The organism is Bacillus jepli, from assembly GCF_047238305.1.
In the GTDB taxonomy this organism is placed as follows: Bacteria; Bacillota; Bacilli; order Bacillales; family Bacillaceae_L; genus Ferdinandcohnia.
Window position 1 is genome coordinate 3,416,658 of sequence record NZ_JBDFMO010000001.1, and the last position, 12,452, is coordinate 3,429,109.

Below are 12,452 nucleotides of genomic sequence, written 5' to 3' on the forward strand. Positions count from 1 at the left end.
TTAAGTTTACTAATTTTATAAAATGGGGGAAGAAAAGTGGACCAGAATTCACAAAGTCCGAACTTAGCCGTCGGAGTCAATGACAAAATTAGTGTTGGTAAATCGCTTTTACTAGGTTTTCAACACGTTCTAGCAATGGATCTATATATTGCTCCAATTATTATTGCGGGGCTTCTAGCGTTGAACACAATGAATACAACTTACTTTATTCAAATGTGTTTTCTTGCAGCTGGTATCGCCACACTTATTCAAACAATTGGTGGTTTAAAATTACCTGTTGTTCAAGGTCCATCCTATGTGCCAATCGGTGCCCTTGCAGCTATCGGTGGAAAGCTAGGACTAGGAGCTGTATTCGGGAGTTTAATACCAGGGGCTTTATTAATTGCAATCCTAGGATACCCACTAAAAGTTTTTGCAAAAACAGTGAGAAAAATTATTCCTCCACTAGTAGGGGGTACTGTAATTGTCATAGTTGGAATTTCATTAATGCCGAGTGCATTTAATAGCATTTACACCTCTCCAGGAAATGTTGGACATAATGTGATTATCGCTGCTGTTTCAGCAGGAGTTTTATTGATTTTTATGTTACTTGGTCGTAAAAAATCGGGGTATGGAACATTTTTCCGTTTAGTATCCGTTATTTTGGCGATTCTAGTTGGAACTATCACAGCGTCGTTCTTTGGTACAGTAGATTTTTCAGTTGTTAAGGAAGCAAAGTGGATTTCATTACCAAGCTTCTTCCCATTTGGACAACCTATTTTTGATCTTCAAGCCATATTAACAATGGTATTTATCTATATGATTATTTTGATTGAAACAACTGGGACTTGGTTTGTTGTATCAACAGTAACTGGTGAAGAGTTAGATGACAAACGTTTGAATCGTGGTTCTGTAGGTGAAGGGATTGGTTGTTTTGTAGGTTCTTTAGTTGGTGGAACACCAGTGACAGGTTATTCGTCAAATGCTGGTATAATCGCAATTACTGGTGTTGCTAGCCGTATGGCGATTATTGCTGCAGGGGTTATTTTAATTTTCTTAGGGCTTATTCCAAAACTCTCTGCAATAATTACTTGTATTCCTCAGCCTGTTATCCAGGGTATTTTTGGAGTTGTTTGTGTTGCAATTGTAATGAACGGTTTAAAAGTTATTCAACATGTTACAATTGACGACCGTAATATGATTGTAATCGGCGTTCCTATTCTCTTAACGGTTGGAACAATCGTATTACCAAAAGAGATTCTATACAGTGTTCCTGATTTTGCTAACTATATTCTATCTTCTGGTACAGCTGTGGGAGCAATCGCAGTATTGATTCTCAACTTGCTCATTCCTGAGGAAAAGAAGAAAAAGATAAAAACTGAATCCTTGTCATAATCGTAAAAGCCACCTAGTAAAAGCTAGGTGGCTTTTTCTAATTAAAAAAACCCTCAATTTCATCATAGAAACTGAGAGTCTATATAAGAATATTAGTTTTATGCAGTTACTGCTTCTGCGGATTCCTCTAATTCACTAGCAGGACCGAAAAATTCGAAATGAATATTTTCAGATGCAACTCCCCAATCCTTTAATGAGCGGTATATCATTTTCATAAATGGTACTGGGCCACAGAAATAGAAGTCGGCTTCTGTTGTACCAACAGTTGCTTTTAACCAATCAAGGTCAATGAAGCCTTCTTTATCAAAATTCATGTCTTGACGATCTTGGTCAGTAGGGGCAGAATAAGCAACGAAATTCTTCACATTCTCATGTTTTGCTGCAAGTTCTGCAACCTCATCTTTTAATGCGTGAACCTCACTATTAAGTGCACCATGGATGAACATAACTTCACGTTCTGGCTGTTGCTCTACAATTGTATTTAACATGCTGACCATTGGTGTTAATCCAACACCACCACTTAATAAAATGGCAGGAGTTTCTTTTGCTTCAAGAACGAAATCACCAGCTGGAGCACTTACAGTGATTACATCACCTTCATTAATTACTTGATGTAAGTAATTTGAAACGACACCATGTTCTTCGCGTTTGACACTAATTCTGTAATAGTCTTTTCCTGGTGCATCTGAAAGGCTATAGTGGCGGATATGTGTATATTCATCACCTTCTGGCTGAACTTTAACAGTTAAATATTGACCAGCTTGATACGAAGCAATTTCTTTTCCATCCTCAGGCTTTAAATAGAAGGAAGTAATAACTTCACTTTCCTTCACTTTACGGTCTACAACAAAGTTTTTGAATCCTTCCCAACCTCCAGGCTGTTCCTTTGCTTCCTTATACATTTCTTTTTCCACGCCGATGAACGCATCTGCAATTGCTCCGTAAGCTTCAGCCCAAGCGTTGATGATTTCATCTGTTGCAGCATCTCCTAATACTTCTTTAATTGCACCAAGTAGGTTTTCACCAACGATTGGATAATGTTCAGGTTGGATTCCTAATGCGCGGTGTTTTTGAGCGATTTGTTTAACAACAGGAAGAATAGCTCCTAAGTTATCAATATGAGCAGCTGCAGCATAAACTGCGTTTGCTAAAGCTGTTTGCTGGCGACCTTGTCTTTGATTTGCATGGTTGAAAATATTTAATAATTCTGGGTTATTTTTAAACATACGTTTGTAAAAGTGAGATGTAATATCTTTACCGTATTTTTCAAGTACTGGAACTGTGCTTTTTACGATTTCAATTGTTTGTTGACTAAGCATTAAAAGACGTCCTTTCTAAAACAAATATTTAAAATACATGTTTATAATATAACGACAGTGTAAATAAAAGATACCTTTTGAATACATCTTTTGAAAAGTTGTCACATTTACAGTAAAAGCAGGACTTTCGTGCTATACTTAGTTAGAACTCATCAATATAAGGAGTTTTTCCAATGAGGTTAACAAATTATACGGATTATTCTTTACGTGTATTAATGTATTTGGCTATAAAAAATGAAGAAGAATTGTGTACAATTCAAGAAATTGCAGAAGCTTATAATATATCAAAAAACCATTTAATGAAGATCATTCACCATTTAGGGAAGCTAGAATACATCAAAACCATTCGTGGACGTAATGGAGGCTTTAGGCTCGCGAAGCATCCAAAAGATATTAATATTGGGGAGGTAGTGTCGAATACCGAGGACGACTTCAATATTGTGGATTGCTTTAAAGAGGGAGGAGGCTATTGCTCCATTTCACCATCTTGTAAACTAAAACATGCATTAAATGAAGCATTACAGGCTTTCATAAATGTATTGAATGGGTATACGTTAGAAGATTTAGTGACGAATAAATCAGACTTGCTCAATTTATTTCACATTCAGGATCATAAATAAAGAATTTCCATGTCCGCAAAGACCTAAGTAGAACTCTCCAATAGGAACCAATACTAGTCGTATTACATACATTTAAGTAGACGAAGTAATTAGAAAATTGGTTTTTAAAGGAGAAGGAGAGAGATGATAAGACCTACGTCTGGTTATTACTGCCCTTATTGTCACGGATACTTAGAACCGCGGAACATGTATGATAATAATTATTATCACCAGTATGTGCCGCAGTACTCGGCACCTTACTATGGGTGGGATTGGAATCGAAATCCCGATACGATTTTAGGAAAAGCAACTTGGACTTGGGGCGGTACACCAACAAAATGTGAAATGGGATGGTCCTATGACCACAACATGACTGTAGCGGTAGGAGAAAATAGCCCTTTTAAATGTGGTCAACGTTTACGGATCCGAAATGTATCCTTTGTTCCAAATCAAGATGTAATTGTAACAGTAGTTGATCAGGTGAAGAAATACCCAGCAAATCGAATTAACCTTCATCGTAAAGCATTTGAAGCTTTGGGTGCATCACCAAGTGTTGGAGTCTTAAATGTAGAAATTACACCACTCGACTAATATTGACTAAAGGAGAACAATGACCATTGTCCTCCTTTTTCAATTTATTCCTCTAAATCACTTTGAACGGTATGTTCGCGATGATTTTCCTCATCATTTTCCTCAAGAAGATTTTCTGAATGCAAAGCATCATAAGCAGGGTTTGTGATATAAAGAACCTGGTTCTTTACATGTTCTTCTTTCTTCATAGATTCCCTTCCTTTCTCATGTATTATTTTACTAATATGGCTTTTTGAGCTTCTTTTTACACATATTAACCATACAAAAAAAGCCATCTCGATCGATGGCTCAATTTTATTAGTATGTTATTTTATACCTGTGTGGCTAATAGTTCTTTAAGATGTTTGTCAATCTGATCAAAGTAGGCTGGACCTTCTACACCGAATAAGCCAAAATGACCGCATATACTTTTGATTAATCGAAGCTCACTGTTTGGAATCATTTTTTGTTCGCCTTCACAGTCTCGTGGAGGGAAGAACATGTCCTCATCAATCGGCATAACAAAGGTTTTTGCTTTAATTCTTCCAAGCGCCTCTTCGAGATTTCCGTTTGTCATTCGACTTACATCCCCACGTTGCCATTTCCATGCCATCGTTAGTAACGCATTTGGATCCATTGCCGCAAAAAGAGGCTGTAAAAAGTCGTAAACGAATTCGTTGACAGAATTGACCCCAAATAGGCGCCATTGTTCTTGTTTGTAAAATTCTGTGCTAAGCCCCATAACGGCCCATATTTTTGCATGTCTATTTAATCCTTCGACTACTTCTGTACAAGACTGGTAGTTTCCGTTTTTCCAGCCTGGATCTGAAGTTATGGCATCTATTAAAGTTTCTGTAAAGATGAAATCGTGTGTCGTATTTTTGGCAGTCCCAGCAATCGGTGCAGCACGCTTGACCATATCCGGATATCTCACAGCCCATTCATATGTCTGTTGGGCTCCCATTGATCCGCCTACAACTAAAGCAATTTCTTCAATACCGTACTTTTCAGTAAGGAATTGATGTTGAGCACGTACATCATCGCTAATTCTGACCTTCGGAAAGTTTACCAAACTAATAGGAGCGGGACTGTTATGCGGGGAACTTGATAGTCCATTTCCAATTTGGTTGATAATAACAATAAAGTATTTACTAGGATCTAGAGCTCTTCCTTCTCCTATATATGGCTCATAGGCCTTGTTTGTACCTGAAAACCAAGTAGGGAGAACAATCGCATTATCCTTTGCTTCGTTTAGTTCACCGAATGTCGAATAGGCAAGCTGACAGTTTGGAATCATTCCACCTTCTTCTAGTGTGAAATCTCCTAAATTATGAAGTTCAAAAGGACCGTGGAACTCTTGGCTATAAAATGAATTCTCAATCAAAGTGGGAACCACCTTTCATTTTTTATTCTACTTATACAATATATATAGAAGAAATCTACTTTTGAGAACGGCTAGATGGACAAACTTATTAATAAACTTGAATTTTTTTTGAAAATAAGCACGTTTTCATTTCCCCTTCATATACTACTTATTGTGTGAGAAAACTGTTAGAAGGGAAGTACGAAGATGAGCAACGAGATTAAAACACCAGTTTCAAATGATTACAAGGACAAAGAAGGCTACAAGGTAATCGAAGTAAACCTTAACACTCCAACAGAAAACTTATTTGCTGTTGTTACACCTATAAAGATGCAGTAGTTTCCTCTAAATACTATCTTTTCGTGCGTATTCTTACATAGAAAAGATGGTATTTTTATTTTGCTTATAAAAGGCAATAACGTACAATAAAGGAAACGTAATAAAGGAGCATGTTATGAACGAATTAAATGATCTTGTTGAATTATTTGAAACGAATCGAAATGAAGAAAATGCAGAACCAATGAAGAAATATATGAAAAACCTGTTCCCATTCCTTGGAATAAAAGCACCGTTAAGAAGACAATTAATGCGTGATTTTTATAAAGAAACAGGTATTTTACAACAAGAAATTAATCTTAAGCTTGTCAAACAATTGTGGATGAAAGAAGAACGCGAATATCAATATGCAGCATTAGACTATTTAGTTAAGTCTCTAAAGAAAATAAATAGCAGCCATTTACTATTTATAGAGAATCTCATTATCACCAAATCTTGGTGGGACACGGTAGATATTCTTGCCCCACATCTTATTGGAAAAATCGCAAAAGAAACACCCAGCATAATTGAGGATAAAATCGAAAAATGGACATTCAGTGACAACATATGGCTAAAACGTTCATCGATATTATTTCAATTAAAATACAAACTAGAAACAAATGAAACATACCTATACAAATACATAAGAGCTAATGCAGATAGTAAGGAATTTTTCATCCAAAAGGCAATCGGTTGGGCATTAAGGGAATACTCAAAAACTAACCCAGATTCAGTTCGTGAATTTATTAATGAAACCACACTGGCGAAATTAAGCATTAGAGAGGGGAGTAAATATATTTAAAGGCTAGCGATCAATTACCTTTACATTTTTGTCTGAACATACTATGCTTATAGAAAGAATATTCGCAAACTACTAGGGGTGCCCGACTGGGCTGAGAGAAAAACGGACGTTTTTTAACCCTTTGGACCTGATCCGGGTAATACCGGCGGAGGAAAGTAGAGTGGAAAACTTCCATCTTTTCTTGCTACCTAAGCCAGGTCCATATATGTGGATCTGGCTTTTTGCGTATTTCTTATCATACTTTATTAGGAGGCTACTAGAATGAAATTACAAAATCAGGTTGTTCTTGTTACCGGTGGTGCACGTGGACTAGGAAAGGAAATTGTAAAAGCATTTGCAAATGAAGGAGCGAAAGTGGTTATCAATTACTTCAAAAGTGAAGCAAAAGCTCATTCTCTAAAAGAAGAAATTGGTGAAAACGCAATTGCAATTCAAGCTGATGTGAGAAATCGTGAGCAGGTAAAGAACTTATTTATTGAATCGAAAAAGCATTTTGATCAACCTATAACAACAGTTGTTAATAACGCTTTAATAAATTTCCGTTTTGATCCCATTGCAAGAAAAAACGCTGAAGAGATATCATGGGCAGATTATCACGCACAGCTCGAAGGAGCAATCCGAGGGGCTTTACATACAACTCAAGCTGCAATTACTGACATGAAGGAATTAGGTTTTGGTCGAATCGTGACTATTGGTACAAATCTCTTTCAAAACCCTGTCGTTGCCTATCATGATTACAACACTAGTAAGGCAGCACTTTTAGGATTTACTCGAAACATGGCAAAAGACCTTGGGGCTTATGGCATTAACGTTAACATGATATCAGGAGGTCTACTTCAAACAACAGATGCAAGTTCGGCAACTTCTGAAGAGGTTTTCCAAATAATTAAGAATTCAACACCTCTTCAAAAAGTCACGACACCAGAGGATGTTGCGAATGCGGTTCTTTTCTTTGCATCACCTTGGAGTAAAGGTGTAACTGGACAGAACCTAGTCGTTGATGGCGGATTAGTAATGGACTAAATTTCAAAAGGAGGATTAACAGTGAATAAAACATTAAAAATGACAATTACAGCGATGTTTGTCGCAATAGGAACAGTTACAAGCCATTTGTTTGCAATACCAATCGGATTTACAAAAGTGTTTCCAATGCAACATTTTATTAATGTACTGTCGGCAGTCATTTTGGGTCCAGCATACGCAGTACTTCAAGCTTTTTCAGTATCATTACTTCGAAACATGCTAGGGACAGGTTCATTATTTGCCTTTCCAGGAAGTATGATTGGTGCGTTTTTAGCAGCCTTTTTATATTCAAAAACAAAGAAAGCTTCTATGGCAATGACCGGTGAAATTATCGGAACCGGATTATTAGGAGCGATGGCTTGTTATCCAATCGCCACACTCATACTTGGTCAGGATGCAGCGCTTTTTGGGTTCGTGCCCGCGTTCATTTTTAGCTCAATTGCAGGATCTATCTTTGGGTTTATTATCGTTGGCATCGTATTAAAAAGCCCTGCCTTTAAAACATATCAAGAACGAAATCTTTAACATCGGAAAAAGACTAAACAGTTAGCGTTTAGTCTTTTTTAAATCATTAAACCACCTATGATATATAGAACTGTTGCAAGTATCCCACCAATCGCTGAAACTTTTAATTTGTATTGAGCATAATCAACTAGGTCTAGATCTAAAATCGATGCTGTTGTAATAGTTGTATCACCAAGTGGGGATGTCAATGCTCCAAATGCTCCACTCGCAAATACAGCTCCCACGGTTAATGGGATTGAGGCGCCTGTTGATAAAGCTAGCGCAATCCCAAGCGGCATAAATAACCCCCATGTTCCCCATGAGGATCCAATAAAATAGCCGACAACAGAGCCTATTATAAAAATCGTTGCAGGAGTTAAAAATCCAGGTAGAAATGAACCTAAAGTTGAACTAATAAATGTTGAAAATCCGAGATCTTCGGCTGATAAAGTTATGGCCCATATTAAGATAAGAAGGCTAATTGCCTGCATCATTTGATTGCCACCATCGTAAAAATGATACATGATTTCATGTAATTTCTGCTTTCGAAACACATAAAAGACAAATGTAAAAATGAGGGTGATGAACACAGCCAACAGCATCACAAAAGTCGCGTCAGCCATCGAAAATGCTTCAAAAACCGTTTGAGCACCGAGTGATTTGCCGTCCTCCCATAAAAGGTAAAGCGATAGTCCTAATAATAGAAAGACCGGGACAATTAAATGCCAAGGCTGAGCCTTTACAAGGGATAACTCTCTTTTTATCCCCATTCGGTGAAATTCGTGCTCATTTTCTTCTTCGTCCTGATTTTTTTCAGAACTTGATTTTGTTTTGGAAGGCCATAATGTTTGAATAATTCCAATAAGAAGCATCACGATTGCATAAAAATTAAACAGGATACTAAGCAGGAAAACTTCATAAGCAGTCATACCTAAATCAAGTCCTTTGATACCACCTTCAACAAGTGAAACCATAAAGCCAACAAACGCCGTTGCAACTGGTAAAAGTACAATTACCGATTCGGTTGAAATATCTAATGTCATACCGACCTTCTGTTTTGGTAGGTTCATTTTTTTGATGAGTTGTTTAATAATAGGGCCAACCATCATAATCCGAAACATTGGCATCATAAAAGTAAAAGGGAGTGTGAGCCAAATTAACCCGAGCAAGCCTCGCTCAGTTTTAATTTTCTCCCCAATCCATTCTGTAAATCCTTTAATACCTCCGGCGATATTCATCATCCCAACTAAACCACCGAACACATATAAAAAGCTTACGATTTTAATATTGGTTGGGTCTGATAACGTGGTCACGATATAAGTTATTGCTTGCTGTGTTCCAGCTAATAAATCAGATGTAACAAGAATCGAACCAACTAATAATCCTAGAACAAGTCCAGGTAGAATATCCTTTAACCAAATCGCCATGCCGATTACAATTAAAAAAGGAATTAGAGAGAGCCATGAATGTTCCAAACCAATGTCCTCCAATATACAAAAATGTTCATTTGGTTAGTATGACCAATTTGGAAAGGAAGTATTTTGAATGCAAAGTTTCTCTATTGATATAGAAATATTGTTCCAAGTAAAATTTCGTTGAGTGTTACATTCTTAGAGGTTGTTTGGAGTTTTTGCAATAGCCAATCTTCATTTTTCCCAATTTGCTGTAGGACTTTATAGTCTATCTTTTTCTCCTTAATAATGGTCTTAGGATAATGAAATGGCTGGACAGGAGCATTAAAGGAATTCGGAGTTAACGGTTGGTGTTCACTTTTTAAAAAGATTGATATAGATCCGCCAGGCTCCCAAGATGCTAAAGCAACCTTCTGAATTTCTTCTATTTTATGCATCCTTAATTCGGATAAAAGAACATCGATTGAAATCCTTGCTTTGTTCAAATTTTTATAAAGCACTTTTCCGTTCTCAATTAGTGGAATCGGTGCAGGAATAAACAACTTTCTTATCCTAGGTAAACGTAGACTTAATAAAATACCAATTAAGTAAAGAATCAAGATTACGGTCATCGTAATCATTGACCCTGTTAAACCTAACCTCTCATCTGATAATGGATGAGCCATTATATTTCCAATTAGTAAGACAATCACAAAGTCGAGAAGACCGACCTGTGAAATAGTTCGTTGCCCCATCATTCTAGCTACCACGATAAAAAACACGAAGCCCACGATTGCTCTGAGTATCCATTCAACAGCAGTGAGATGGTCTTGCGAGGCAAAAAAGTGCATAAATACTCCACCTTAACCTGAATTTACCTAATTAGTTTTTACCTATTTCATTATTACTATTAAAACTTACAACCAATAAAAAACTCTTTCTACTCAAATAGAAAGTGTTTTTATGCTTTAATATAATCCTACTAATTGTTGAATGGGGTATCACGAATAAGACCAAACATGCAGATAATACAATATTAGAAAGTAAACGATGTCGAGCAACATTGTTTGTTTCTTTACTTACAATTGATAAGATAGTAATGAAATAATAGAAGAGAGGTCATACACATGACAAATATAAATATTCCCGTCTCCGTTTTAAACCTTGCTCCAATTCGTGACGGGCAAAATCAGAAAGACGCAATTGATGCTATGGTTGATTTAGCTCAAACGACTGAAAAAATGGGATACACACGATACTGGATAGCGGAACATCACAATTCACCAACATTAGTTAGTTCTGCGACGTCCATTTTAATCAAACATACTTTAGAGCATACAGAAAAAATTAGAGTTGGTTCCGGTGGTGTTATGCTTCCAAACCATTCACCATTAGTTGTGGCTGAACAATTCGGTACAATGGCGACCATTTATCCAAACCGTCTTGATTTAGGTCTAGGAAGAGCACCAGGTACGGATATGATGACAGCAAATGCTTTAAGACGTTCAAATAATGATTCTGTTTACACCTTTCCTAATGATGTAAAGGCTTTACTCACCTACTTTGGTCCGATGGAAAGCCAAGGGTATGTAAAAGCTTATCCTGGAGTGGATACAAATGTACCAATCTATATTCTTGGTTCTTCAACGGATTCTGCTTATTTAGCAGCAAAATTAGGACTTCCGTATGTATTTGCCTCACATTTTGCACCTAGATATATGGAAGAGGCGATTTCCATTTATCGCAAACGTTTTGAACCATCCGAATATTTAAGCTCACCATACATGATGGTTTGCCTAAATGTTATTGCAACAGAAACGGATGAAGAGGCGAAACGAGAAATCACAACCATGCAGCAATTTTTCTTAAACGTTGTACGTGGTTCCCAAAACCCATTACAACCACCAGTTGACAACATGGATGAACTTTGGAACGCACAAGAAAAAGAAATGGCAAAATCCATGTCTAGTGTCACATTATTAGGCAGCAAAGATTCCATTCGCAAGCAATTGACAAGTTTCCAAGAAAAATATAATGTCGATGAGCTTATGGCTGTTTCTTACATCTATGATCCGGACAAACAAAAGCGTTCATATGAGATTTTAAAAGAAGTTGTCGATGGAAAATGAGTTTTAAAGGGTATTTTGCTGATTATGCTGTGGCTTTAATCCTAAATTGGGCAATTTGAAGCAAATTGCTTCACAACGGATATAAAACTTGATATTATAAAGTGAAACTAAATATTGATCTATCTTCGGGGCTGGGTGAAAATCCCGACCGGCGGTGATGAGATTACTCTCTAAGCCCGCGAGCCGTAAGGCAGGATTTGGTGCGATTCCAAAGCCGACAGTATAGTCTGGATGGGAGAAGATGGAGGTTCTGCGCGTTCAAAAATTTTACTATGATTGAACGTTTATTAAGCGTGCCTTTTACATTAACTCCCTCAAGAAGCCATTTCTTGGGGGTTTTTATTTGGGTATGACTTAAATGCTGAACCTTTCTTCTTTTGAGGTGGATCGACAAAAGAGGAGAGGAAAGAAAAAATGAAGAAAATACCTTTACGTCAATTTGTGGCAATTGCAATGCTAAGTACGATTTCGTACATCTTAATGTTTTTGAATTTTCCATTGCCAACATTCCCAAGCTTTTTGAACGTCGATTTTAGCGATGTTCCAGCATTGCTTGCAGCACTCATTTTTGGACCGATGGCCGGAATCCTGGTTGAATTATTCAAAAACATGATTGATTATTTCATCACTGGAAGTGAAACTGGGGTACCTGTTGGTCATATTTCAAACTTTGTAGCAGGGATTATATTTGTTCTCACAACCTACTATATTTTTAAACTATTAAAAACGAAATTAGGCTTAACAATTGGATTAATTGGCGGTACAGCGATGATGGCAATCATCATGAGTGTCCTTAACTACTATGTCTTCCTACCGGCATTCAACTTTTTCTTGAATATCCCGGCCATGTCAGCACCAGAGACACTCAAAATGGTGGTTTACGCAATTCTTCCATTTAACATATTAAAAGGATTAATTGTAGCAACAATCTTCATGTTGTTGTATACTCGTCTACACCCGTGGATTAATAAACAAGCGTCGATATAAATGAGTTGATATAGCAAGCACCCGGGGGCGGGTGCTTGTTTTGTTTTTACAGCTACCAAAGTCGAGAAAGTCCTAT

14 protein-coding genes and 2 riboswitches are annotated in these 12,452 nt (G+C 37.0%); of the genes, 9 read left to right on the plus strand and 5 right to left on the minus strand.

Annotation, left to right across the window (positions count from 1 at the left end):
* Positions 1-36 precede the first annotated feature (36 nt).
* Positions 37-1,374, plus strand: a complete 1,338-nt coding sequence (locus ABC371_RS17500; protein ID WP_412897961.1) for a uracil-xanthine permease family protein — start codon at positions 37-39, stop codon at positions 1,372-1,374.
* 98 nt (positions 1,375-1,472) lie between these two features.
* Here ABC371_RS17500 and hmpA read toward each other — a convergent pair whose 3' ends face one another.
* Positions 1,473-2,693, minus strand: a complete 1,221-nt coding sequence (gene hmpA / locus ABC371_RS17505; RefSeq protein WP_412897962.1) for an NO-inducible flavohemoprotein — start codon at positions 2,691-2,693, stop codon at positions 1,473-1,475.
* A gap of 173 nt (positions 2,694-2,866) precedes the next feature.
* On the opposite strand from hmpA, the gene ABC371_RS17510 reads away from it, so the two are divergent.
* Together ABC371_RS17510 and ABC371_RS17515 are read left to right on the plus strand one after the other, a co-directional pair.
* Complete coding sequence (locus ABC371_RS17510; protein ID WP_412897963.1) at positions 2,867-3,313, plus strand: RrF2 family transcriptional regulator; 447 nt, start codon at positions 2,867-2,869, stop codon at positions 3,311-3,313.
* A gap of 123 nt (positions 3,314-3,436) precedes the next feature.
* On the plus strand, positions 3,437-3,883 hold the full coding sequence (locus tag ABC371_RS17515) for an RlpA-like double-psi beta-barrel domain-containing protein (RefSeq protein WP_412897964.1): 447 nt from the start codon (positions 3,437-3,439) through the stop codon (positions 3,881-3,883).
* A gap of 44 nt (positions 3,884-3,927) precedes the next feature.
* On the opposite strand, the gene ABC371_RS17520 is transcribed toward ABC371_RS17515, so the two are convergent.
* The gene (locus ABC371_RS17520) at positions 3,928-4,071 is read right to left on the minus strand and encodes a hypothetical protein (RefSeq protein WP_412897965.1); all 144 of its coding nucleotides are present in this window, start codon (positions 4,069-4,071) and stop codon (positions 3,928-3,930) included.
* A gap of 122 nt (positions 4,072-4,193) precedes the next feature.
* A complete protein-coding gene (locus tag ABC371_RS17525) occupies positions 4,194-5,246 on the minus strand; it encodes an alpha/beta fold hydrolase (protein WP_412897966.1) in 1,053 nt (350 codons plus the stop codon).
* A 186-nt stretch (positions 5,247-5,432) separates the two neighbouring features.
* Here ABC371_RS17525 and ABC371_RS17530 point away from each other — a divergent pair, with 186 nt between their 5' ends.
* The 4 genes from ABC371_RS17530 to thiW all read left to right on the plus strand — a co-directional run bounded on the left by ABC371_RS17530 (position 5,433) and on the right by thiW (position 7,890).
* Positions 5,433-5,564, plus strand: a complete 132-nt coding sequence (locus ABC371_RS17530; RefSeq protein WP_412897967.1) for a hypothetical protein — start codon at positions 5,433-5,435, stop codon at positions 5,562-5,564.
* Positions 5,565-5,679: 115 nt separating this feature from the next.
* Positions 5,680-6,342 carry a DNA alkylation repair protein gene (locus ABC371_RS17535; RefSeq protein WP_412897968.1) on the plus strand — a complete coding sequence of 221 codons (663 nt, stop codon included), beginning with the start codon at positions 5,680-5,682 and terminating at the stop codon, positions 6,340-6,342.
* Between the two features lie 64 nt (positions 6,343-6,406).
* Positions 6,407-6,513, plus strand: a riboswitch (TPP riboswitch).
* A 90-nt stretch (positions 6,514-6,603) separates the two neighbouring features.
* Positions 6,604-7,365, plus strand: coding sequence for a 3-oxoacyl-ACP reductase (locus ABC371_RS17540; RefSeq protein WP_412897969.1), 762 nt, complete (start codon positions 6,604-6,606; stop codon positions 7,363-7,365).
* Between the two features lie 21 nt (positions 7,366-7,386).
* Positions 7,387-7,890 carry an energy coupling factor transporter S component ThiW gene (gene thiW / locus ABC371_RS17545; RefSeq protein WP_412897970.1) on the plus strand — a complete coding sequence of 168 codons (504 nt, stop codon included), beginning with the start codon at positions 7,387-7,389 and terminating at the stop codon, positions 7,888-7,890.
* Positions 7,891-7,928: 38 nt separating this feature from the next.
* Here thiW and ABC371_RS17550 read toward each other — a convergent pair whose 3' ends face one another.
* Positions 7,929-9,344, minus strand: a complete 1,416-nt coding sequence (locus ABC371_RS17550; protein WP_412897971.1) for a Na+/H+ antiporter NhaC family protein — start codon at positions 9,342-9,344, stop codon at positions 7,929-7,931.
* Positions 9,345-9,427: 83 nt separating this feature from the next.
* Positions 9,428-10,111: a DUF421 domain-containing protein gene (locus ABC371_RS17555; RefSeq protein ID WP_412897972.1), complete on the minus strand. Its 684-nt coding sequence runs from the start codon at positions 10,109-10,111 to the stop codon at positions 9,428-9,430.
* 276 nt (positions 10,112-10,387) lie between these two features.
* Here ABC371_RS17555 and ABC371_RS17560 point away from each other — a divergent pair, with 276 nt between their 5' ends.
* Positions 10,388-11,389 (plus strand): LLM class flavin-dependent oxidoreductase, encoded by a 1,002-nt coding sequence (locus ABC371_RS17560; RefSeq protein WP_412897973.1) that lies wholly within the window; start codon positions 10,388-10,390, stop codon positions 11,387-11,389.
* Positions 11,390-11,506: 117 nt separating this feature from the next.
* Positions 11,507-11,636, plus strand: a riboswitch (FMN riboswitch).
* Positions 11,637-11,803: 167 nt separating this feature from the next.
* Entirely contained in the window at positions 11,804-12,376 is a 573-nt protein-coding gene (locus ABC371_RS17565) for an ECF transporter S component (RefSeq protein ID WP_412897974.1), read from the plus strand.
* Positions 12,377-12,452 lie beyond the last annotated feature (76 nt).

What these genes read in the sequence shown, in the direction of transcription:
- hmpA (WP_412897962.1), bottom strand. Translation starts at nt 2,693, where the DNA reads ATGCTTAGTCAACAAACAATTGAAATCGTAAAAAGCACAGTTCCAGTA.
- ABC371_RS17510 (WP_412897963.1), top strand. Translation starts at nt 2,867, where the DNA reads ATGAGGTTAACAAATTATACGGATTATTCTTTACGTGTATTAATGTAT.
- ABC371_RS17515 (WP_412897964.1), top strand. Translation starts at nt 3,437, where the DNA reads ATGATAAGACCTACGTCTGGTTATTACTGCCCTTATTGTCACGGATAC.
- ABC371_RS17520 (WP_412897965.1), bottom strand. Translation starts at nt 4,071, where the DNA reads ATGAAGAAAGAAGAACATGTAAAGAACCAGGTTCTTTATATCACAAAC.
- ABC371_RS17530 (WP_412897967.1), top strand. Translation starts at nt 5,433, where the DNA reads ATGAGCAACGAGATTAAAACACCAGTTTCAAATGATTACAAGGACAAA.
- ABC371_RS17535 (WP_412897968.1), top strand. Translation starts at nt 5,680, where the DNA reads ATGAACGAATTAAATGATCTTGTTGAATTATTTGAAACGAATCGAAAT.
- ABC371_RS17540 (WP_412897969.1), top strand. Translation starts at nt 6,604, where the DNA reads ATGAAATTACAAAATCAGGTTGTTCTTGTTACCGGTGGTGCACGTGGA.
- ABC371_RS17555 (WP_412897972.1), bottom strand. Translation starts at nt 10,111, where the DNA reads ATGCACTTTTTTGCCTCGCAAGACCATCTCACTGCTGTTGAATGGATA.
- ABC371_RS17560 (WP_412897973.1), top strand. Translation starts at nt 10,388, where the DNA reads ATGACAAATATAAATATTCCCGTCTCCGTTTTAAACCTTGCTCCAATT.
- ABC371_RS17565 (WP_412897974.1), top strand. Translation starts at nt 11,804, where the DNA reads ATGAAGAAAATACCTTTACGTCAATTTGTGGCAATTGCAATGCTAAGT.